The organism is Sporichthyaceae bacterium (assembly GCA_036269075.1).
Lineage (GTDB): Bacteria > Actinomycetota > Actinomycetes > Sporichthyales > Sporichthyaceae > DASQPJ01.
In genome coordinates this window covers 114,407-135,398 of sequence record DATASX010000117.1, presented here as the reverse complement: position 1 = coordinate 135,398, position 20,992 = coordinate 114,407, and the positions used below count along the sequence as shown (strand labels likewise).

The following is a 20,992-nucleotide window of genomic DNA, read 5'->3' as shown; positions in this document are numbered from 1 at the left end:
CGGACGCCGTGGGGCCGCACCCCGCGGTCGCGACGACCCGCTCGGCAGTCCGTGGCGCCCTGGCCGAGCTGGCAGGCGAAACTGTCCTGGTGGCGTGCAGCGGGGGAGCGGACTCACTCGCTCTCGCCGCCGCCGCTGCCTTCGTCGGCACTCGTTCGGGCCTGCGCGTCGGGGCGGTGACCGTCGACCACGGGCTGCAGGACGGTTCGGCGGACCGGGCCGGACACGTCGCCGAGCAACTTCGTGGCCTCGGGCTGGACCCGGTCGAGGCAGTGCGGGTCACGGTCGGGACGGCCGGGGGTCCGGAGGCGGCCGCCCGCGTCGCCCGCTACCGGGCACTGGATGCCGCCGCCGATGCGTACGGTGCGGCCGCGGTGCTGCTCGGGCACACCGCCGACGACCAGGCTGAGACCGTTCTGCTCGGGCTGGCCCGCGGCTCCGGGCCCCGCTCCCTGGCCGGGATGGCACCGGTCGTCGGCCGCTACCGGCGGCCTTTCCTCGGCCTGCCGCGCGACGTCGTCCGCCGGGCCTGTCACGAGGCCGGGTTGACCGCCTGGGAGGACCCGCACAACAGCGACCCGGCCTTCTCCCGGGCCCGGGTGCGCTCGGCCGCGTTGCCCGCGCTGGAGGAAGCGCTCGGCCCTGGGGTGGCCGCCGCCCTGGCCCGCACCGCCGCGCTGCTGCGGGCCGACGCCGACGCGCTGGACGCCGTCGCCGTAGCGGCTGCCGAACGCTGCCGCCGCGAGGGCGGCCTGGACCTGGCCGAGCTCGCCGGGTTGCCCGAGGCGATCCGGACCCGGGTGCTGCGGCGAACCGCGGTGGCTGCCGGGTGCCCGGCCGGGGCGTTGTCCGCCGGGCACGTCGCCGCGCTGGCCCGGCTGTGCGTCGGCGGCGTCGTCGGGCCGCTGCATCTACCCGGCGGCCTGCGGGCCAAACGGTCGTGTGGGACGCTCGTGCTGTTCCGCCCCACGACTGTTCCGCCCCCGACGAATGAGAGCCCGTGAGCGAGCCTGCGAGCGAGCCAATGTCACAGTGCCCGCCAGCGTCGACGCAGGACCGACGGACGAAGGCACGCCGGTGAACGCCGAGGACCTGTCCGGCGACATCGCGAAGGTGTTGGTCTCCGCCGAGGAGATCGCCGTTCGCACGGCCGAGTTGGCGGATCAGATCGACATCGACTATGCGGGCCGCGATCTGCTGCTCGTCGGCGTGCTCAAGGGCGCCGTCATGGTGATGGCCGATCTTGCCCGCGCACTGTCGCACCCGCTCGAGATGGACTGGATGGCTGTCTCGTCCTACGGGTCGGGGACCAAGTCCTCCGGCGTGGTGCGCATTCTCAAGGACCTCGACCTGGACCTGAGCGGCCGCAACGTCCTGGTCGTCGAGGACATCATCGACTCCGGGCTGACGCTGTCCTGGCTGCTGGCGAACCTGTCCTCGCGCGGCCCGGCCAGCCTCGAGGTGTTCGCGATGCTGCGCAAGCCCGAGGCCACCAAGGTCGACGTCCCGGTGAAGTACCTGGGGTTCGACATACCGAACGAGTTCGTCGTCGGGTACGGGCTGGACTACCGCGAGAAGTACCGGAACCTGCCGTTCGTGGCGACCCTGGACGAGCGGGCCTTCGACTGAGCGTACCGGCGGAGACCGTGCGCAGGGCGTTGAAGCGCAGGTCGTAGTACCGTCATAGCTTCAGGGCGGATCTCGGCCGCTCAGGCGCGTCGACCTCCGACGTGGGGGCACCAACGGGTCAGGAGGCAGGGGCGCAGAGCCCCGCGATGATGGACGTCAAGCGCTATCTGCGTGGCCCGGTGATCTGGATCGTCCTGGCCGTGGTCGCGGTGATCCTGCTGTCCCGGGTCCTGGACGCGGCCAACGGGTACAAGAAGGTCGACACCGCGACCGTCGTCAACTCGATCGAGCACAACCAGGTCCAGAAGGCGACCCTGGTCGGTGGCGAGGACATGAAGATCCGCGTCACGCTCAAGCCCGGTTCCAAGAACGAGAAGATCCAGGCCTCCTACATCGAGGGCCAGGGCAAGGACCTGGCGAACCTGCTCCAGACCAAGTCCGACGACGGCTCGATCCCGGACGGCTTCGACGTCGACAACCCGAAGCAGAACTTCTTCGTCTCGCTGCTGGTCACGCTGCTGCCGTTCGTGCTGATCGTCGTGGTCTTCCTGTTCCTGATGAATCAGATGCAGGGCGGCGGCTCACGGGTCATGAACTTCGGCAAGTCCAAGGCGAAGTTGATCTCCAAGGACACCCCGAAGACGACTTTCGCGGACGTCGCCGGCGCGAATGAGGCGGTGGAGGAGCTCCAGGAGATCAAGGAGTTCCTGGAGGCCCCCGGCAAGTTCCAGGCCATGGGCGCCAAGATCCCCAAGGGCGTCCTGCTCTACGGCCCGCCGGGAACCGGCAAGACCCTGCTGGCCCGCGCGGTGGCCGGTGAGGCCGGCGTGCCCTTCTACTCGATCTCCGGCTCGGACTTCGTCGAGATGTTCGTGGGTGTCGGTGCCTCCCGGGTCCGCGACCTGTTCGAGCAGGCCAAGGCCAACGCCCCGGCGATCGTGTTCGTCGACGAGATCGACGCTGTAGGTCGCCACCGTGGAGCCGGGCTCGGCGGTGGCCACGACGAGCGTGAGCAGACCCTGAACCAGTTGCTCGTCGAGATGGACGGCTTCGACGTCAAGGGCGGCGTCATCCTGATCGCGGCCACCAACCGGCCGGACATCCTCGACCCGGCGCTGCTGCGCCCGGGCCGGTTCGACCGGCAGATTGCGGTCGAGCGTCCCGACCTGGCCGGTCGCTTCGACATCCTGCGCGTGCACGCTCGTGGCAAGCCGATCGCCACCGACGTCGACCTGATGGCCGTCGCCCGCCGGACCCCGGGCTTCACCGGTGCCGACCTGGCCAACGTCCTCAACGAGGCGGCGCTGCTGACCGCCCGGCAGGACGGCAAGATGATCGACAACAAGGCACTGGACGAGGCCATCGACCGCGTAGTCGCCGGGCCGGCGAAGTCGTCGCGGCTGATGAACGACAAGGAAAAGAAGATCACCGCCTACCACGAGGGTGGGCACGCCCTGGTGGCCGCGGCGTTGCCGCAGACCGACCCGGTGCACAAGATCACGATCCTGTCCCGCGGCCGGGCCCTGGGCTACACGATGGTGCTGCCGGACGAGGACAAGTACTCGACCACCCGTAACGAGATGCTCGATCAGCTGGCCTACATGATGGGCGGTCGCGCGGCCGAGGAACTGATCTTCCACGACCCGACCACCGGTGCCGCGAACGACATTGAGAAGGCCACCGCCCTGGCCCGGGCGATGGTCACCCAGTACGGGATGACCGAGACCCTGGGCGCGATCAAGCTGGGGCAGGAGCAGGGCGAGGTTTTCCTCGGCCGCGACATGGGCCACCAGCGCGACTACTCCGAGGACGTCGCCGCGATCGTCGACTCCGAGATCAAGAAGCTCATCGAGAATGCGCACAACGAGGCGTGGCAGATCCTCGTCGACAACCGCGACGTCCTCGACGCGCTGGTGCTGGAGTTGTTGGAGAAGGAGACGCTGAACAAGCAGGAGATCGCGACGATCTTCACCGACCTGCGTCGGGTCCCCCAGCGTCCGGCCTGGACCGGTTCGCACGTCCGCATCCCGAGCAACCGGCCGCCGATCATGACGCCGAAGGAGATCGCGCTGGCCAACGGGGTCTCCGAGGACACGACACCCCCGCGGACCTACCCGCCGGACAACCGTCCGGCGTACGAGCCCAACCCCGAGCAGGGCCGGCCGGGTCGCCCGCTCTGGGACCCGCCTAGCGCTTGACGGGCCGGCGCGGCTCCGTACGCTGCCTGGGCAGCCTGCCGAGACGCGACGATCCATCGACCGGCCGACGCAATTCCTGGACGCGCATCCCGGGCCGGGCCTGCAACCGGCGCCGCACTCGAGCGGTTTGGTCCTCGGTGAGCCGCGCGAAGCCCATCGCCAGCAGTGCCACAACGGCGCAGGCCGGGATGAGGAAGAGGCCTGCCGGCCCGGCCAGTTCCCATCTTTGGCCGTAGTGCGGGACCAGCACCGCCGCCGCCAGCACCACCACGGGCATGTGGATCGCGTACAGGGAGAACGAACAGCCGGCCAGTCGGTTGGCGACCCGGACAGCCCGACCCGGCGGCTTGGTCACGTCGGTGATCAGGGTCCACAGCAGGACCGCGGTCGCTGCTCCGATGAGCACGCCGGAGATCTGGAGGGGTGCTGCGGCCAGATGCGTGCCTGCCATCACCACCAGCAGTGCCCCGACCGACACGCGCCGAACGAATCGGATCCGCCGCACCGTAGATCGCGCCGCCCACCGGACAGCCTGCGGCTTGAGCGCCGCCGCGCCCACCCCGATCAGCCAGGCCGGGAAGAGCTCAAGCACGGGCCCGCCGGCGATGACGGAGCCTACGGCCACGACCGCGAGGGCAAGCAGCCGAGTCCGCCGCTGTCGACCGACAACCAGCACCGTCACAGCCCCGAAGATGCAGTAGAACCAGAACTCGTAGGACAGTGACCACAGCGGATAGTCGTGCCCGAAGACCGGTACGTGCAGATCCTGGACGAAGAATATGTTTCCGAGCAGGACGTGCGGAGCATGGGTGAACGGTTTTCCGGTGTGAGCGGTGGGGTTTGCGTACACATCGGCGGTTCCGAAGAAAGTCATGCCCGCCCGGTCCACGCAGAACGTCAACGCCAGGGCGGGCAGCACCACGATCCACAAGCGGGTCAGGCGGGCGGTCAGGTATTCCCGGATGACGAACTGCCCGGTCCGGCACTTGTCCAGAACCGCGCCGCCGACCCAGTAGCCGCTGAGGGCGAAGAAGACCAGCACCGCCTCGCCGCCGAGCGAGGCGAAGGTGTAGCCCAGTTGGGCCGCCGGATTGTGCGGGACGGTCAAGTAATCCCGGAAGAAGAACATCCGAATGTGGCCGGCGAGCACCGCGAAGGCGGCCAGTGTCCGGATCGCGTTGATCAGATGGTTCTCCGAGGCGGCTCGGCCGCTCGAACGCGGTTCCTCCGAAACAGCCATCCGGCACTCCTGATGAATCGCTCCGGTGTGTGCGGGGAAATTCGCACACACAAGTGATTAGAAGATTGTCGAGCGTTCGCTGCGCCGAACACTCGGCGTTAGGTCGTTCGAGTGCCGTGCTCCCCACGGCGCGCCACGCTTGACCAGAGGGCCGCCACCTACACTGGCGGGATGGTCGATCCGATCTCGTTGGACGTCCCCGAGGTGGGCGTGGCCGCGCTCCGGCCGTACGACGCCAAGCGGGTCGAGGACGCGATCCGGGAGATCCTGTACGCGATCGGCGAGGACCCGGACCGCGACGGCCTGCGCGAGACCCCGGCCCGCGTCGCCCGCGCCTATGCGGAGATGTTCGCCGGGATGTGGCAGTGCCCGGTCGAGGTCCTGAACACGACCTTCGACATCGGGCACGACGAGTTGGTCCTGGTCCGCGACATCGAGTTGTACTCGTGCTGCGAACACCACCTGGTGCCCTTCCACGGGGTCGCCCACGTCGGTTACATCCCGGCCGCCGAGGGCAAGATCACCGGGCTGTCGAAGCTGGCCCGGCTGGTCGACGTCTACGCCCGCCGGCCCCAGGTGCAGGAACGGCTGACCACTCAGATCGCCGACGCGCTGATGCGCATCCTCGAGCCCCAGGGCGCGATCGTGGTCATCGAGGCCGAACACCTGTGCATGACCATGCGCGGCGTGCGCAAGAGCGGTTCCCGCACGATCACCTCGGCGGTGCGCGGAATCCTGGCGAACGAAGCCACCCGCGCCGAGGCGATGAGTCTGATCATGCAGCCCGGATCGAGACGCTGACGTCCACCGCGGCCGTCCCGCACGGGGCGCGCCCCGCGTGGCCCGGGTGGCCGGCGCCCGACCGTTGTCTGGTCATGGGCGTGGTCAACGTCACCCCGGACTCGTTCTCCGACGGCGGTCGTTTCTTCGACCCCGAGGTCGCGGTGGCCCACGGCCGGGCACTTCTGGCCGAGGGCGCGGACCTGCTCGACGTGGGCGGGGAGTCCACCCGGCCCGGGGCTCTCCGGGTCGACGAGGCCGAGGAGCTACGCCGGGTCGTGCCCGTGGTCCGGGAGCTGGCCGGCGCCGGTGCGCCGGTGGCGGTCGACACCATGCGCGCGTCGGTGGCCGAGGCCGCGTTGGCGGCGGGGGCCCGGATGGTCAACGACGTCAGCGGAGGGCTCGCCGACCCGGCGATGACCCCGCTGATCGCCGAGGCCCGCGTACCGTACGTCCTCATGCATTGGCGGGGCCCGAGCTCGGACATGGCGTCCCGAGCCGTCTATGACGACGTTGTGGCCGACGTGCGCGCCGAGCTCGCGAAGCGCCTCGAAGCTGTTGTTGCGGCCGGGGTCGCCCCGGAGCAGATCGTGCTCGACCCCGGGCTGGGCTTCGCCAAGAACGCCGAGCACAACTGGGCCCTGCTGCGGGGGTTGGCGCGGCTGCACGAGCTGGGTCGGCCGGTGCTGGTCGCGACCTCCCGCAAAGGCTTCCTGGGGCGCCTGCTCGCCGTCGACGACCAGCCGCGCGACCTGGCGGATCGTGACGACGCGACCACGGCCACCTCGGCCCTCGCCGCCGCGGCCGGTGCCTGGTGCGTCCGCGTGCACGCCGTCCGCCCGTCCCGCGACGCCGTGGAGGTCGCGGCCGCGTGGGCGGCAGGTCAGGAACTCACCGGCACCGCCACCATGATCATTGACTTGGAGAGCGGCCGGGACCGGCCGACGAATCCCCAGTCAACCGGGCGAAAACCCTGATCGAGGGCCATCGCCGTCAATGTGTTCCGCGAGAAGAATTTGATGTGCCCGTGGTCCCACCCGACCGTCCAGTGCTTGTCGCTCTGGTTCAGAGCCGCGATCGCCAGGTTCTTCAGATAGCCGTGGTACGGCGTGCTGAGGACAAGTCGCCCACCGGGCCGCAACGCTTCGGCCGCCCGGCCGAAGAGCCGGCGCGGCAGGAACAGGTGCTCGATCACCTCGACTGCGAGGACCACGTCGAAGTTGCCGCGCAGTCGGGGCGCCAGCGCCTCGTTGATGTCCTGCGCCTCCCAATCCAAGTCCGGGTGAGCGCGCCGGGCCATTGCGATTCCGGAGACCGAGGCATCCGCACCCACCGTTCGGAAGCCCGCCGATGCCAGCGTTCGGGTGAGAGCGCCGTTGCCGCAACCAAGGTCCAAGAGGTCGCGCCCGGCTGCCGGGCCGAGTTTCGCGAACAGTCCGGGTATCAGACAGCCGTGGCTGTCCAGCGCGTCCGGAGAATCGAAGCGAAATTCGTCGAGCAGCGGCCCGCTCGTCTCCCCCGTCGCAGAGTCGCCTTTCACCAGTAACAACCTTCTTCCACGGTCAGGTATCGCTGCGGCCGCTCCTCCGCCGACGGGCGGGTCCAGGCTGCGTTGGCAAGCTTGCGGATCTCGTCGTCGCGCTCCCAGCGGGCGCCAAGAACCCCGAACAGAAGCTGGGTCGCGCCACCGAGGTGGATGCCCCAGCGGCCGAGTGCGCGTGCGTGGGCGGCCAAGGGCAGCGACCAGGCTCCGGCGCCGATCACGGCGACGTCCCAATCCCGCGCAGTCATCTCATCCTTCAGCCGGGCGAGCGCGCTGGACCAGTTCAGATCCACCGGCGGGACGAGATGAGCGTGCGGAGGCGGGCACAGCACGTCCATCTCGAAATCGGGCAGAACCCCGGGCCGGCCGGCCCATACCAATTCGCGCCGCTCGTACTGCGCGCGGATGGTCATGCCGAAAGGCGAGACCACAAGTACCCGCTTGCCGTGCAGCGCCGCGCTCCACGGTTGAAAGTGCCGAAAGGGTTCGAGGGCTGACATCGGGATGTAGGTGGCGTGCGGCGCGTAATCCCGTACCACCGCTCGCTCGCCCCATCGAAACCACACCGCCAGTGCGTCGATCTGACCGACGGCGTCCAGATATGTCCGGGCGAAACGCGAGTGCTCCGCGGCATCGACCGGGAACACGCCTGCACACTTGTAGAGACGAACGGCGTGACGGCCCCAGTCCTGAACCGAGCCCGCCGCGTCGCGATGTGCGAGGTAATGGCGGATGCTGAAAAGTTCGGCGGCACCGATCTTCGCCACCGCCATCGGCCTGCCCTCGCGGATCGTTGCGGCGAGCAGTTGATTACCGCTCTGGGGGGCAAGGACCGTGCACCCGCGGTACTTCCGTCGTTCGACGACGAACCGCGCCCGAGCCACGGGCCGCACAACGTCTTTGGCTCGTTCGATCAGCCTGAGCTGGAGACGCTCGACCCCGCTCAGCCCGGCCTCGGCTCCGCCCGCCGGTTGGTTCAGCCCCGACACCCCGGAGCCTCCGGTGTCCCGATGCTGCGATGTGATGCTCACGGCACGCCCCCGTCCGTCTCGCGACCACCTTGGGTGAGGGACCCGGAACCCGGCGAGCCGGTTGCTCCGGATGTGCCGCCAAGCCCGGGTAACGTACTGCTCCATGCGTAAGCGGCACGCCTCGAGCGGCAAGGGGAGATGACCGCCGCGACCCCATCGGATGGGGACGTGCTGCTCGAACTCAACCAGGACCTCTACACCGCGTTCGAGAACGCGGACCTGGACGGGATGGACGCCCTGTGGGCCGGCAACGGCCTGGCCGAGTCCGTGGTCTGCGTCCACCCCGGCTGGCCCACCCTGCGCGGCCGCGACGAGGTCATGCGGTCCTGGGCGATGATCATGGCCAACACCAGCTACATCCAGTTCGTGCTGACCGACATCGAGGTGGCGGTGGCCGGCGAGGTTGCCGTGGTGACCTGCGTGGAGAACATCATCACCGCAGCCGATGACGACTCGGAGTCCGAGTCCACGGCCTTCGCCGGGGCAAAGGGCGTGGCCACCAACGTTTTCCGGCGAACCGACTCCGGCTGGCGGCTGTGGGTGCGGCACGGCTCACCGGTCCTGGACGGCGTGGAGGACACCCTCGAGGAGTCCGACGACTCACCGGGCTGACGGTCACCCGCTCGCGCTAAGCCGGGCGCCGCACTCCTGACCGCTCGATAATGTTCCCTACCTGTACGAATGCGGCGTCTTCGGTGTCGGGGGCCCTGCACCGCGGCGGTGCGGTGTCGCTTGGGGAGGCGCAGAACGTGGCTGCATCGGGCACCTTGCGGGACCTGGCGCGCGCCGGTTTCTACTGGTCGAAGGCGCTGGTCGGCTACTGCACGCATCGCACGGACTACTTCTCCCCGTTGCCCACGCTCGGTCGACGGGCCACCGTCCGGTCGCGGACCGGTGGCACGATCCGGCTCTCGTTGCGGCCCGGCCTCTCGGACGCTCGCTCGCTGTTCCAGGTCTTCCTGGCTGAGGAGTACCGACTGGACCGCCTGGCGCGCTCCGCCGAGATGCGTACGTACTGGACCGATGTGCTCGCGTCGGGTGCTTGCCCGCTGATCATCGACTGCGGGGCCAACAACGGCATGTCCGCCGCCTATTTCGCCTCCGCCTGGCCCGGGTCGAAGGTCGTCGCAGTGGAGCCCGACAGTCGAAACATGGAGATGCTGGTCCGCAACACGGCCGCCTTCGACGTGGATCCCATCCTGGCCGCGGTCAGCGACGCTCCCGGCCGGTTCAGCATCATGAACCCGGACGACGACCTGCGCGGACTGCGCACGGCGGCGACCGAGGACGGCTCGATCGAGGGCGTCACCATCCCGGAGATCCTGGCGCGGTACCCGCGCCCGCAGTACGAGCCGTTCATCCTCAAGGTCGACATCGAGGGCGCCGAGGAGAACCTGTTCCGCGGCGACACCGACTGGGTGGACGACTTCCCGCTACTGGCCCTGGAACTGCACGACTGGATGCTGCCGGGCAATGCCACCTCCAAGAACTTCCTGTGTGCGGTGGCCCAGCGCAACCGTGATTTCGTCCAGATCGGGGAGAACACGTTCTCCATCCGAAACGGGCTGAGTTCCCCGCAGACCACGGCCACGATGGGCTGATCCGGCCCGCATCCCGGTACGGAGGGTCGGGGTACGTCCGAGCGAGTCGGTGGTCGGCCTGCGCCCTCCCGGCCCCTTGTCCCGGCCCCTTGTCCCGGCGCCGACTCGCCGTCCCCTGAGATCGGGGAGAGCCCCAAGCCCTCGACCTGCGCGGTGGTGCCCTCCGGTGCCGCGGCGGGTAGGTTGCTCTCCGGGAGTCGTGGCCGTACTCAGCAGCCGGAAGGGGGATGCTCGATGCGAGAGCTGGATCGCGTGGCCCTGCGCGGCCTGCGCGGTTTCGGTCGGCACGGCGTCCTGCCCGCGGAGCGGGATCTCGGCCAGCCGTTCATCATCGACGTCGATCTCGGCCTCGACACGAGCACCGCGGCCGGCTCCGACGATGTGCGCGACACGATCGACTACGCCGAGGTCGCCGACTCCGTGATCGCCCTGGTGGAGGGCGAACCGGTGAATCTGATCGAGACGCTGGCGGAGAGAATTGCGGCCGAGTGTCTGGTTCGGACGGTGGTGCAGACGGTCGAGATCACGGTGCACAAACCCTCCGCCCCGGTGGCGGTGCCATTCCAGGACGTATCAGTGACGATCACGCGGAGTCGCCAGTGAACGACACCCCGGCGTACCAGGTCGACGACACTCTCACCGGCCAGCTGCGTCCCATCCGACGCGCCGTGCTGTCGTTGGGCAGCAACTCGGGCGACCGTGCCACGAATCTGCAGAACGCGATCGACGCGATCCTCGACGCCCCCGGGATCTGGGGCCTGAGTGTCTCGCCCGTCTACGAGACCCTGCCCGAGACCGAGGCGGACGGGCCCAAGTTCCTGAACGCGGTGCTGATCGTCGACACCGAGATGTCCGGCGCCACGCTGCTGGAGCGCTGCCACGCGGTCGAGGAGGCTTTCGGCCGGGCCCGGGTCGGCGAGGACCGCAGTGGCCCGCGTCGCCTCGACATGGACGTGATCGCGCTGGCCGACCGGGTGCTGGACGACCCGGCGATCACGCTTCCGCATCCGCGGGCCCACGAGCGGGCGTTCGTGCTGGCGCCGTGGCACGACATGGAGCCGGACGCGCAACTGCCGACCCGCGGCAAGATCGCGGACCTGCTGCTCGACGTCGACCTCGGGACGATCCGCAAGATGCCGGACTTAGTGCTGGAACTTCCCGCCTGACGATCTGCGGGTGAGCCAAGGATGAACGCCACTCGCGGATGGGTGCTGGCAGCGATCGCGGCTGTCTCCGCCTCGCTGGGTTGGGGCGGGGCACTGCTGATCGACGGCCTCGGTCGGGCCTTGCCGCAGGTCCCGGCCTCCGCCCCGTCGGTGTTGGCGCTGTTCGCGGCGACCCTGTTCACGTTGGGCTTCACGACCCGGGCCCGGATGCGGGCCGCCCGGGAACGGCCTCCCGGGGCCAAGGCGATGGATCCGTTGCTGGTCGCCCGGTACGCCGTGCTGGCCCGGGCGAGTTCGCCGGTCGGTTCCGGGGTCATGGGCCTGTACGCCGGGTACGCCGTCTTCCTGGTGCCCGGTCTGGACCAGTCCGGGCACCGCAGCCTGGTCGGGATGGCAGCGCTGGCGGTGGCCTCCGGGTTCGCTGTGGTGGTCGGCGCGTTGTTCCTGGAGCGCATCTGTCGCGTGCCCGGCGACGGCGGTCCGGACAACTCGAGCCTGCCCCAGCCGCGGGATCGGGCACGCTGATCGGAAGCGTTCGCGACACCCGGCGCGCCTCACCAGAATCTCCAGTCACAGAAGTTACGTTTTGGCCATGACTCGTGGTCGACACCGCCAATCAACTCTCGTCAAGGCCGTCCCTCCGGTGACCGTCGCGACTCTGGCTACGGCCGGGCTTGCGCTCGCCGCGTTGACCGGCAGCATGCAGGTGCTGCGGATGGCCGTGATCGCGTCCTGGCTCATCGCGCTGGCCATAGCGGGCTACGCGGGCCACCGCGGCCGGAAGGACTCGCGGGAGCTGGCGCTGGCGGAATCGACCCGGCGACGCGACGAGAGCCTGTTCGCCGCACAGTTGGAGACCCTCAGCACCGGTATCAAGTCGCTGGAGACTCAACTCCAGCGGTTGAACACCGAGGCGGCCACGCTGCGCTCCGAGGTCGTCCAGCTGCGGGCGGAGAAGGCCGAGGCCGACGAGATCGTCCGGCTGGCACTTGCCGAACGGGCCCGGGCCGCTGTCGCCGAGCGGGAGGCCAACGACCAGCGCCTGCTCACCGCGGCTGCGTTCGAGGCCGCGGCGGCGGTCCTGGAGAGCCTCAGCTCCGGGGTGATCAGTGAGGACGAGCCGGACTGGGTGTCGTCCTGGATCGCGAACCTCGGCACCCGCGGGGAGCTCGACCTGACCATGCACGACGACACGATCGCACTCGACCTCTCGGCGTGCCGCGATGACACGTTGGTCGCCACCGCCTGAACTCGATCTGGCCGTGCACGACGACACGATCGCACTTGACCGCTGGTTGTTGCGCGAACAGACGTTGGTCGCAAGCGCCTGAGGAACACTCGGCGACCCGCGAAGGTGCCCGATCCGCAGCCGGCGGATCGGGCACCTTCGCGTTTCGGGTCGTCCGCCGCTCACGGGCGCGCCTCGATTCGCCGGTGCGGGCCGAAGGTGGCGCGCACTGTGCCATTGGTTCGCTCGCAAGCTCGCTCACGGACGACCCGGGGACCCCCGGCGGCTCAGGGGGTCAGGTCGGTCAACACGTTGGCCTGCGTGGGCGCCGAGCCGCGGGCGGTCCGGGTCGGCTTCTTTGCCTTGGTCGAGCTCGTGGACTTGGTCGCGGTCGAGGTGGTCGGCGTGTTGTTGGCCGGCGTCGACTGCGTGACCGAGGGTGAGCCTGACGAGTCGCTGCCGCCACCGAGCAGGCCGGGGTCGACGGCCCGCCAGGCGCCCGACCCGACCACCAGCGCGGCGGTGATGGCCATCAGCGCAAGCACCCGGCGCGGCTTGACGACGCCCAGCCCGCGCCGCCACGCATCCTGCGGCTCCGACTCGGTCTCCGCGTCGGCCCACTCGTAGACGTTGCCCTCGGCGTCGACGATCTGGCCGTCCTCGTCGATCCAGAACTCGCCCTCGGTGTACTCGTAAAGTTCCTCGACCTGCGTCCCGGCGACGATCTCGAGGGTCGTCTCCATCGCGCTCTCGTCCTGGTCGGCGGGGGCCTCGACGCTCGACGCCGCCGCGGGCAGTCGGTGCGGGGTCGGAGCGGCGAGCAGGTCCTCGAGGCTGCCCAGCTCGCGCGGCGCGACGACGCTGCGCGCGGAGACCGCCCCGGCCACCACTGCGCCCGCGTGCGACCGGCGCCGGTTCGGGCGGGCCTCCGGACCGGGCAGATCCGGGATCGAGCTGACGACCGGGGGCTCCTCGTACACCGGCGGGAACTCGACGTCGGCCTCGGGCCGACGCGCAGCCGGGATGGGCGTGGTCGGCGCCTCCGGGCGGCTACGCGCCGCCTGCTCGCGCTCGGCGTGCTCGCGGGCGATCCGCTCGCGAGCGATGCGCTCCCGCTCGGCGCGAGCCGCGGCGGCTCGCTGCTCCTCCGCGGCAGCCCGTTCGGCCGCGGCCTGCGTGGCGGCTGCCTGCTGCGCGGCCGCGCGTTCCGTGGCCGCCTTCTCGGCAGCGGTCTGCAGGGCCGCGGCGCGTTTCGCGTTGGCCTGCTCGGTGGCCGCACGTTCGGCAGCCGCACGCTCCGCGATGGCATGCTCCTGCGCCTGGCGCGTGTTCTCCTCGGCCAGCCGGGCCCGCTCCGTGGCTGCCCGCCGCACCGCCGCCTTGGCCGCGGCCAAGGCCTTCTGGGTGGCGGCCTTCTCCGCCGCCGCGATCTGCTCGGCGGCTGCCTGCTCGGCGGCAGCGTTCTCCGCGACGAGTCGGGCGTTCTCCTCAGTCAGCCGGGCGATCTCGGCCGCGAGCCGGGCGTGCTCAATTTCTGCCCGCTCCGCGACCCGCTCGGCCACGGCGCGCTCGGCCTCCAGCCGCGCCCGCTCCGCGGCGTCGGCCTCTGCGGTGCGCTGCGCGGCCGCCACGTCCTCGGCCGTGTGGGCCGCTTCCGTCGCCCGGGCGGCCATGGCCTCGCGAGCTGCCTCGGCGGCCTGCGCGACCGCGAGCTCCTGCTCGGCCTGCGCCGCCGCACGCTGGTGTGCGATAGCTGCGTGCTGCGCCTGGGCGTGCTGCTTGCCGGTGGCCTTGGCCGCGGCGGGGACGATCGGCTCGCCGCCCTTGCGCATCGGGGCGATTCGGATGCTTCCCCAGCGATCGGCGCCGTCGGTCGGCTCGGCCGCCGTGGCCTCGATGACAGCCGGCTTGCGTCCGACCACCGTCGGCACCTCGAGCTGCGGGCGCTTCTTCCCCGCGGGTGCCGGCTGGGGTGCGGCCGGAGCCGCGCCGGCGAGCAGCGCGGCACCGGCCGCGGCGGTGAAAGCAGGGTGGATCTCGCGCATCAGCCGGGCCGTCGGGCCCAGCCGCGTGGTCAGCTGCTGGGCGATGAACGGGACCGCGCTCGTGCCGCCGCACAGCAGCACACCGGCCAGGTCGCCGACCCGCAGGCCGGCGCTGCCGACGGCGTCCAGCAGCAGGTCGATCGACCGCTGCGCGACGTCCGCGACGGCAGACTCGAACTCGGCCCGGGTGATCCGCGTGGTGATCCGCCGACCGTCGAGCGTGACCTCGATGGTCGCATCGGTGGCCGACGACAGCGTTTCCTTGGCCTGCCGGCAGGCGAGGCGGAGCTGCTCCAGGACGGGGGAGTCCGCCCGGACCTCGGCGAGAGACTGCGTCGCGGTCGGCTCGAGGCCGCCCAGGACGTGGCGCAGGACGGCGTCGTCGAAGTCGACGCCGCCGAGGTCGTGCCGTCCCGAGGGGGCGCCGAGTGGCCAGGCCGCCCCGTCGTCGCCGACGCGCAGCGCCGAGGCCACGACCGACTCGCCGCCGAGGTCGAACACAGCGAAGGCGGCGCCGGGCCCGGCGCCGGTGACCCGGATCCAGGCCTGGCCGGCTGCCACCGCGCCGCTGACCAGCCGGACGTGCGCCAGCCCGCGCCCGGACAGGGCGCGCTGCATGAGCTCCAGCTTGTGGGCGCCCCAGCCGGCCGGGTGCACCAGGGTGACCGCGTCCGGCATTGCACGCTCGTTGGCCGCGGACTTGGCGATCACCCAGGCGACCACCGCGGCGGTGATGTCCTGCGGGAGCAGCATCGTGTGCCGACCGTTGGCCGGCCCGACCGTCATCGGGATCTCGTCGCCGATGCGCGGGACGAAGCGGCGCACCATGCGGTCCGGCAGCTTGGCTGCCGCGGCGGCCGCCTCGTCGCCGCAGCGGATCGCCCCGTTCGTGTCGACGAGCACGGCCGCCGGAACGGCAGCCTCCCGACCCAGCGGAACCGCGCGTACGGCTCCCGTGTCGTCTGCAACCGCCGCCACAACGACGGTCGCGCCAAGGTCGATCCCCAGCCGATACCCCATTGGAATCCCCCTCCAACCGGCTCCGCTCATGGCAACACAACGCGACGAGCCGGCGGGGAGTGTTGGCGCAATCATTGACCTCGCTGAGGTGAGCGGCCGAATTCTGGCCCCACCAAAATGGGCGAAGACGTGCACCAGCGCGGTTTTGCACTGCACGCTCCGCTCATCGATGATCGGGATGGGCACTCTCATACGCGGGACGGGCACTCTCATACGCGGGGCGTCAGATTTCGGCGGCCTCGGGCCCTCCAGATGACGCCTCGCTTATGAGAACGCCTCCGGCGGAGGCGAATTGGTGCCCTCTTGGGGGGCTTCCGAGTGGATTGCCCCATTCGGCCCATCCGGTAGAGGCCGCGATCGAGGCGAGATCAAGATGGTCGCGCTGAATCCCACGTGCCCGGGGACGTCGGCTCCGTCGGGGCGTTCGTGGAAGGACACCAATGTTGGACCGCGACCCGGAAAACCGCCCTGCCGAGCAGGAGCCCACCGCTGCGGCGGACTTCGGTTGCGCCGAATCCCCGATCCTCGCGCCGGTTCGAGACGCTGCGTTCCTCGCGGCCGAAACGGTGATCCCGCCGCAACGCGTCGCGCCGGTCCGGGTCGAGCGACCCCAGCGGCGCACGGACATCCAGGCCTTGCGCGCGCTCGCCGTCTGCCTGGTGATGCTGTACGACCTCTGGCCGAACTCGGTACGCGGCGGTTTCGTTGGCGTGGACGTGTTCTTCGTGATCTCCGGTTTTCTGATCACCGCTCAGTTGCTGGAGATCCGCCCGTCCCGGTTGGTGGAACTTGCTGCGTTCTGGGGCGGGCGAATCCGTCGTTTGCTGCCTGCCGCGACGCTCGTGCTCGCGGCGACGCTCGCGTTGTCCGCCTCGGTCGGCCCGCCCGGAGAGTGGAAGCACGGTGCCACCGGTGTGCTGGCTGCCGCCGTGGGAGTGCAGAACTGGGCGTTGGCCGGGCGGTCGTTGCCGCGCATCGACATCAACGACGGGTTGGGTTCGGTCCAGCAGTTCTGGTCGTTGTCGGTCGGCGAGCAGTTCTACCTGTGCTGGCCGATCCTGCTGCTCGCCTGCTTCTGGGTGGCGCGGCGGATTCGTCGCGACGACCGGGCGGTCGCCGGTGTGCTGCTGACGCTGCTCGTCCTCGGTTCGTTCGCGTGGTCGGTCAGCATCACCGCGACGTCGCCCGCTGCGGCGTTCTACGCGACCCCGTCGCGAATCTGGGAACTCGGCGTGGGCGCACTGCTCGCGGCGGTGGGCCCGATGCTGCCCCGCAGTTCCGGCGAGGAGCCGGACGACCGGTTGCGGATGATCTGCGCTGCAGCGGGCCTGGGCGCGATCGCCTGTTCCGTGCTCGCGTTCTCCACGGCGACGCCGTGGCCCGGCTGGATGGCCGCCGGTCCGGTGCTCGGTACCGTGGTGTTCCTCGCCGCTCGGGTGCCCGACGAGAGCATCCCGGGCCTGCTGCTGGCTGCCCCGCCGTTGCAGTGGCTGGGCGGTGCTTCGTACTCGATCTATCTGTGGCACTGGCCGCTGATCGTGTTCGGACCGCAGCTGATGGGGCATCAGTTGTCCATCCTGGAGAAGCTCGGGGTGCTCGTCCTGAGCCTGCTGCTCGGCGGGCTGAGCAAGCGGTTCGTCGAGGACCGGTTCCGGCCGGCCCGGCCCGGTACCAAACCGTGGCGTACGTTCGTCGCCGCGCTGGCCGGGATCGTCGTGCTGGTGGGCGGCTCCGGCGCGCAGTTGGCGGCCGCCGGGCAGGCCGAGGCTCCGGCCTGGACTCAGCTGCACGCCGCGCTGGCCGCCGACCACGGATGCCTGGGCGCGGGCTCGCGCCTGGCGGCCCGGCGCTGCCCGAGCGCGACCAACCAGATCGTGCCGAATCCGCTGATCGCCACCGCGGATCTTCCGGTGGCGGAGAAGAGCAACTGTCTGGTCGCCGAACCGTTCGTGGCGTTGCCGCGCTGCACCTACGGCCCAGCCGACGCCAAGGTGAACATCGCGCTGGTCGGTAACTCGCTGGCCGCGCAGTGGATGCCCGCCCTGCGCCAACTGGCCGACCGCAACCACTGGCGGATCTCCGAGTTCCTGTCCACCGACTGCCCGGTGACCACCCGTCAGTTCCTGCTGCGGGACCCCGCCACGGACGCCGCGTGTCTGGCCTGGGGACGCAAGGTGATGACCGCGACCACAGCCGGCCACTTCGCCGTGGTCGTAACCTCGGACCTCAGCGAGCAGACGAGTCGCACCTCGGCCGCCCACGTCGCCTGGGCCCGCGGGTTCGCGGCCGAGTTGACGTCCTGGCGAGCCGCGGGCTCGAAGGTCCTCGTGCTGCGGGCCACCCCGCTGCCCGCACACACGACTTCCTCGCCTGCCAACTGCGTGGCCCAGCACGGATACGACTACTCGGCCTGCGCGGGACCGCGTTCGCAATGGGTGCGGCCCGACCCGTTGGCCGACGCCGCGACCGCGCTCGGCGGCCCCGGGATGGACATGGTCGACCTGACGGACTGGTTCTGCGAGTCGCAGTGCCCGGCAGTCATCGGCGGCGTACTGGTCTACCGGGACGGCCTGCACCTGACGGCCACCTTCGCCCGGACGATGGCCCCGGCATTGGAGCCGTACCTGCAGCAGGAATTGCGGTCGCAGTCATCCGCAGCGCACAAGTAAGCGGCGACCCGGCCACGGTTGGTGTCGATCCGCGCTCGCGCTCGCGCCCGCGGCTGCAGGGGCGAGGAACTCTCGGCGACCCACGAGGGTGCCCGATCCACTGCGGAGGATCGGGCGCTCCTGCGTTCCGGGCTGAATCGACCACCCCATTCCGCTGCCGGCCGAGGGCTCGGGCGACCGAAACCCGTCCGGACTATTAGATTCAGTTCGGGACGAAGGCGCCTTTACGATCCTGTTCATGGCTGACCGAACCGGCGCGCAGAAACTCCTGTATCCGGAATCTGCCGCCGGCGGGTTCTCGCACGTCGACAGCACGGTCGCGTTCTACTCGCGGGTCAATGCCCTACTGTCCCCGGACTCCGTCGTGGTAGATCTGGGCGCCGGGCGGGGAGCATTCCTGGAGGATCCCGTCAGCTATCGCCGCGACCTGCGCCGACTGCGGGGCAAGGTGGCGCGGGTCATCGGGTTGGACGTCGACGAGGCCGTCCTGGACAACCCGGCCTTGGACGATGCACACCCCATCAAGGTCGGCGGCTCCTTCCCGTTGGCCGACAAGTCGGTCGATCTTATGGTCTCGGACTTCACTTTCGAGCACATAAGCGATCCCGCCCAGGTAGCCCGCGAGATCTCGCGCGTCCTGCGGCCGGGAGCTTGGTTGTGTGCCCGGACACCAAATCGGTTCGGCTACATCGGGATACCAACCCAGGTCGTGCCCAACGGGCTGCACGGCCGGGTGCTGGCCCGAGTTCAGCCGGACAGGCAGGCGAAGGACACGTTTCCCACCTGCTACCGACTCAACACGATGGCGGATCTGAAGCGCCATTTCCCGGAGGACGAGTTCGAGCACTGCTCCTACCTCGCCGACTCCGAGCCGGCATATTTCGGTGGTTCAACGGCTGCGTGCCGCGTCGTCCGAGCCGTCTCACAGATCGTCCCGGGCCGTTACCGTTCCGTGCTGTTCGTGTTCCTGCGGCGCAAGTGACGTTCGCCTGACCGACAGGCCGCTGGAGGCCGACGGCTGTCAGATAGGGCAGATCGGCGGCGGGGGCAGCCGACTCTTCGCCGCAGCGTCGCACGGTCGATCGACGAGGGCTGCGGACGGGACACCTTTCGCCACACCTGGCGAAGAAACGCCCCCAACCTGGACCGTTTCATCCGTTCGGCTCAGCGACCAACCGCCGGCGTATTCGGATAAACCATGATCTTCGGAGCGGCTACGTGGCCGTCACACCGTGGGCACGTGAGGAACTGCGGAGGATCTGCATGAACTTCCAGGACTACGTGTCGGTCATTCGCGAACGTTGGCTCTTGGTGCTGCTCGGTACCGTCCTGGGCCTTGGTCTCGGGTCGGCCGCAGCGTTTCTCTCGACCCCGGAATACCAGGCCAGCACCACATTCTTCATTTCCACGCCGGACCAGTCGCGGGACGCCAATCAGGCCCTGCAGGGCTCGCTGCTGTCCGAACAGAAGATCAAGTCGTACATCGATCTTGCGAGCAGCCGAAGGATCCGGGAGGAGGTCTCCCGTCGCGTCGGATTTCCGGTGGCGCCCGGTGCGATCTCCGCTTCCGCCCAATCTGGCACGGTCCTGCTCACCCTGAGTGTCCAAGACGACTCGCCGAAGCGTGCGCAGACGTTGGTCGATGCAGCCGCCGGCGCGTTCGGCGACCTGGTGGCGGATCTCGAGCGACCGACCTCGGGCGAACAATTGGTGGTTGCCCGCCAGGTGCAGGCTGCCGACCTACCCGTCGCTCCGGTCTCGCCGCGCAAGAAGACGGACATGTCGCTCGGGCTGCTGCTGGGTCTGTTGCTGGGGATGTTCGCCGCGGTTGCTCGGCACACGATGGATCGCACCGTCAAGTCGTCGGAGGCATTGGGCGACCTGGTCCAGGCGCCGGTGCTCGGAGTGACCCAGTATGACCCGACCGTCCGGTTGCGTCCGCTGATCGTGCACGACCAGCCGCACTCACCGTTGGCCGAGACCTTCCGGCAGCTGCGGACGAACCTCGAGTACGTCGACCTCGACCGTTCGAATCGACTGATCGTCGTCACCAGCGCTTTGCCCGACGAGGGCAAGACGGTAACCGCCTGCAACCTCGCCTTGGCGCTGGCCCAAGCGGGCAGCCGGGTTGCGATAGTCGAGGCGGACCTGCGACGCCCGAAGGCGGCGGAGTACATGGGCGTGGAGAACGCGGTCGGACTGACCACCGTGCTCACCGGGCAGGTCTCGCTCGACCTTGCACTGCAGCCGTGGCGCGGGGGTCTGCTGGACTTCCTGGGAGCCGGAGCCTTGCCACCCAATCCCAGCGAAATGCTTGCCTCCTCGAAGATGGCGGCGCTGCTGGACGAGCTTCGGGCGCGGTACAACACGGTGATCTTCGACGTGACCCCGACCCTGCCAGTGGCAGACGCGGCCGTGCTCGCCGCGAAGTGCGACGGGGTCGTGCTGGTGGCCCGGTCCGGACGAGTCCGGACCGACCAGGTCACCGCAGCTGCGCAGACGATCCGCCGCGTCTCCGCGCCAATCTTCGGTGTCGTCCTGTCGATGTCCCGCGCCAGCCAGGCGGGCTCCTACGAATACCGGTACACCCAGAACAGCGAGTACAGCCGCTCGGTCGCACGCCGGGCACCCGACGGCCTGCGAGGGACGGCGCCGCCACCGCCCCTCGGACCGCCGGCCGCCAGCGCCGTCGCGGCGGACCCGCCTGCGGTGGCCACCTCGGTGCCTGGCCCGCGGACTTACTCGAGAGCCGAGCGGTCGGTCGACGACATCCTCTCCAGCCTCGGCGAGCGTCGCCCTAACGAGCCCGGCCGATGGTGATCCGTCGGAAGTGACTGCGGCC

At 70.0% G+C, this 20,992-nt stretch carries 18 protein-coding genes; 14 read left to right on the top strand and 4 right to left on the bottom strand.

Going from position 1 to position 20,992, the window contains the following annotated elements; all coding sequences use genetic code 11:
• Positions 1-8: 8 nt before the first annotated feature.
• From tilS to ftsH, 3 genes are all read left to right on the top strand, one after another.
• Entirely contained in the window at positions 9-1,004 is a 996-nt protein-coding gene (gene tilS / locus VHU88_21710) for a tRNA lysidine(34) synthetase TilS (protein HEX3614317.1), read from the top strand.
• A gap of 73 nt (positions 1,005-1,077) precedes the next feature.
• Positions 1,078-1,629 (top strand): hypoxanthine phosphoribosyltransferase, encoded by a 552-nt coding sequence (gene hpt, locus VHU88_21705; GenBank protein ID HEX3614316.1) that lies wholly within the window; start codon positions 1,078-1,080, stop codon positions 1,627-1,629.
• A 149-nt stretch (positions 1,630-1,778) separates the two neighbouring features.
• Positions 1,779-3,827, top strand: coding sequence for an ATP-dependent zinc metalloprotease FtsH (gene ftsH, locus VHU88_21700; protein ID HEX3614315.1), 2,049 nt, complete (start codon positions 1,779-1,781; stop codon positions 3,825-3,827).
• Here ftsH and VHU88_21695 read toward each other — a convergent pair.
• Entirely contained in the window at positions 3,817-5,067 is a 1,251-nt protein-coding gene (locus VHU88_21695) for an acyltransferase (protein ID HEX3614314.1), read from the bottom strand. The two genes, ftsH and VHU88_21695, sit on opposite strands and share 11 nt — an antisense overlap.
• A gap of 171 nt (positions 5,068-5,238) precedes the next feature.
• Here VHU88_21695 and folE point away from each other — a divergent pair, with 171 nt between their 5' ends.
• Both folE and folP read left to right on the top strand, forming a co-directional pair.
• Positions 5,239-5,868, top strand: a complete 630-nt coding sequence (folE, locus tag VHU88_21690) for a GTP cyclohydrolase I FolE (GenBank protein HEX3614313.1) — start codon at positions 5,239-5,241, stop codon at positions 5,866-5,868.
• Between the two features lie 74 nt (positions 5,869-5,942).
• Entirely contained in the window at positions 5,943-6,824 is an 882-nt protein-coding gene (folP, locus tag VHU88_21685) for a dihydropteroate synthase (GenBank protein ID HEX3614312.1), read from the top strand.
• On the opposite strand, the gene VHU88_21680 is transcribed toward folP, so the two are convergent.
• Both VHU88_21680 and VHU88_21675 read right to left on the bottom strand, forming a co-directional pair.
• Complete coding sequence (locus tag VHU88_21680) at positions 6,731-7,387, bottom strand: methyltransferase domain-containing protein (GenBank protein HEX3614311.1); 657 nt, start codon at positions 7,385-7,387, stop codon at positions 6,731-6,733. The two genes, folP and VHU88_21680, sit on opposite strands and share 94 nt — an antisense overlap.
• A complete protein-coding gene (locus tag VHU88_21675) occupies positions 7,384-8,421 on the bottom strand; it encodes a hypothetical protein (GenBank protein ID HEX3614310.1) in 1,038 nt (345 codons plus the stop codon). Before VHU88_21675 ends, VHU88_21680 begins: the two co-directional genes overlap by 4 nt.
• Positions 8,422-8,589: 168 nt before the next feature.
• On the opposite strand from VHU88_21675, the gene VHU88_21670 reads away from it, so the two are divergent.
• The 6 genes from VHU88_21670 (at position 8,590) to VHU88_21645 (ending at position 12,437) form a co-directional block, all read left to right on the top strand.
• Positions 8,590-9,033, top strand: coding sequence for a nuclear transport factor 2 family protein (locus VHU88_21670; protein HEX3614309.1), 444 nt, complete (start codon positions 8,590-8,592; stop codon positions 9,031-9,033).
• A 137-nt stretch (positions 9,034-9,170) separates the two neighbouring features.
• Complete coding sequence (locus VHU88_21665) at positions 9,171-10,022, top strand: FkbM family methyltransferase (protein HEX3614308.1); 852 nt, start codon at positions 9,171-9,173, stop codon at positions 10,020-10,022.
• A 234-nt stretch (positions 10,023-10,256) separates the two neighbouring features.
• Positions 10,257-10,625: a dihydroneopterin aldolase gene (gene folB, locus VHU88_21660; protein HEX3614307.1), complete on the top strand. Its 369-nt coding sequence runs from the start codon at positions 10,257-10,259 to the stop codon at positions 10,623-10,625.
• A complete protein-coding gene (gene folK, locus VHU88_21655) occupies positions 10,622-11,188 on the top strand; it encodes a 2-amino-4-hydroxy-6-hydroxymethyldihydropteridine diphosphokinase (GenBank protein HEX3614306.1) in 567 nt (188 codons plus the stop codon). The genes folB and folK overlap by 4 nt, the downstream gene beginning before the upstream one ends.
• 21 nt (positions 11,189-11,209) lie before the next feature.
• Positions 11,210-11,713, top strand: a complete 504-nt coding sequence (locus tag VHU88_21650) for a DUF3180 domain-containing protein (protein HEX3614305.1) — start codon at positions 11,210-11,212, stop codon at positions 11,711-11,713.
• A gap of 118 nt (positions 11,714-11,831) precedes the next feature.
• A complete protein-coding gene (locus VHU88_21645; GenBank protein ID HEX3614304.1) occupies positions 11,832-12,437 on the top strand; it encodes a hypothetical protein in 606 nt (201 codons plus the stop codon).
• A gap of 266 nt (positions 12,438-12,703) precedes the next feature.
• On the opposite strand, the gene VHU88_21640 is transcribed toward VHU88_21645, so the two are convergent.
• A complete protein-coding gene (locus VHU88_21640; protein HEX3614303.1) occupies positions 12,704-15,481 on the bottom strand; it encodes an Hsp70 family protein in 2,778 nt (925 codons plus the stop codon).
• A 443-nt stretch (positions 15,482-15,924) separates the two neighbouring features.
• Here VHU88_21640 and VHU88_21635 point away from each other — a divergent pair, with 443 nt between their 5' ends.
• The 3 genes from VHU88_21635 to VHU88_21625 all read left to right on the top strand — a co-directional run bounded on the left by VHU88_21635 (position 15,925) and on the right by VHU88_21625 (position 20,970).
• Complete coding sequence (locus VHU88_21635; protein ID HEX3614302.1) at positions 15,925-18,150, top strand: acyltransferase family protein; 2,226 nt, start codon at positions 15,925-15,927, stop codon at positions 18,148-18,150.
• A gap of 238 nt (positions 18,151-18,388) precedes the next feature.
• Entirely contained in the window at positions 18,389-19,132 is a 744-nt protein-coding gene (locus VHU88_21630) for a methyltransferase domain-containing protein (GenBank protein HEX3614301.1), read from the top strand.
• A 236-nt stretch (positions 19,133-19,368) separates the two neighbouring features.
• Positions 19,369-20,970 (top strand): polysaccharide biosynthesis tyrosine autokinase, encoded by a 1,602-nt coding sequence (locus tag VHU88_21625; protein HEX3614300.1) that lies wholly within the window; start codon positions 19,369-19,371, stop codon positions 20,968-20,970.
• The last annotated feature ends 22 nt before the right edge of the window (positions 20,971-20,992 follow it).

What these genes read in the sequence shown, in the direction of transcription:
- ftsH (HEX3614315.1), top strand. Translation starts at nt 1,779, where the DNA reads ATGGACGTCAAGCGCTATCTGCGTGGCCCGGTGATCTGGATCGTCCTG.
- VHU88_21695 (HEX3614314.1), bottom strand. Translation starts at nt 5,067, where the DNA reads ATGGCTGTTTCGGAGGAACCGCGTTCGAGCGGCCGAGCCGCCTCGGAG.
- folE (HEX3614313.1), top strand. Translation starts at nt 5,239, where the DNA reads ATGGTCGATCCGATCTCGTTGGACGTCCCCGAGGTGGGCGTGGCCGCG.
- folP (HEX3614312.1), top strand. Translation starts at nt 5,943, where the DNA reads ATGGGCGTGGTCAACGTCACCCCGGACTCGTTCTCCGACGGCGGTCGT.
- folB (HEX3614307.1), top strand. Translation starts at nt 10,257, where the DNA reads ATGCGAGAGCTGGATCGCGTGGCCCTGCGCGGCCTGCGCGGTTTCGGT.
- VHU88_21650 (HEX3614305.1), top strand. Translation starts at nt 11,210, where the DNA reads ATGAACGCCACTCGCGGATGGGTGCTGGCAGCGATCGCGGCTGTCTCC.
- VHU88_21640 (HEX3614303.1), bottom strand. Translation starts at nt 15,481, where the DNA reads ATGGGGTATCGGCTGGGGATCGACCTTGGCGCGACCGTCGTTGTGGCG.
- VHU88_21630 (HEX3614301.1), top strand. Translation starts at nt 18,389, where the DNA reads ATGGCTGACCGAACCGGCGCGCAGAAACTCCTGTATCCGGAATCTGCC.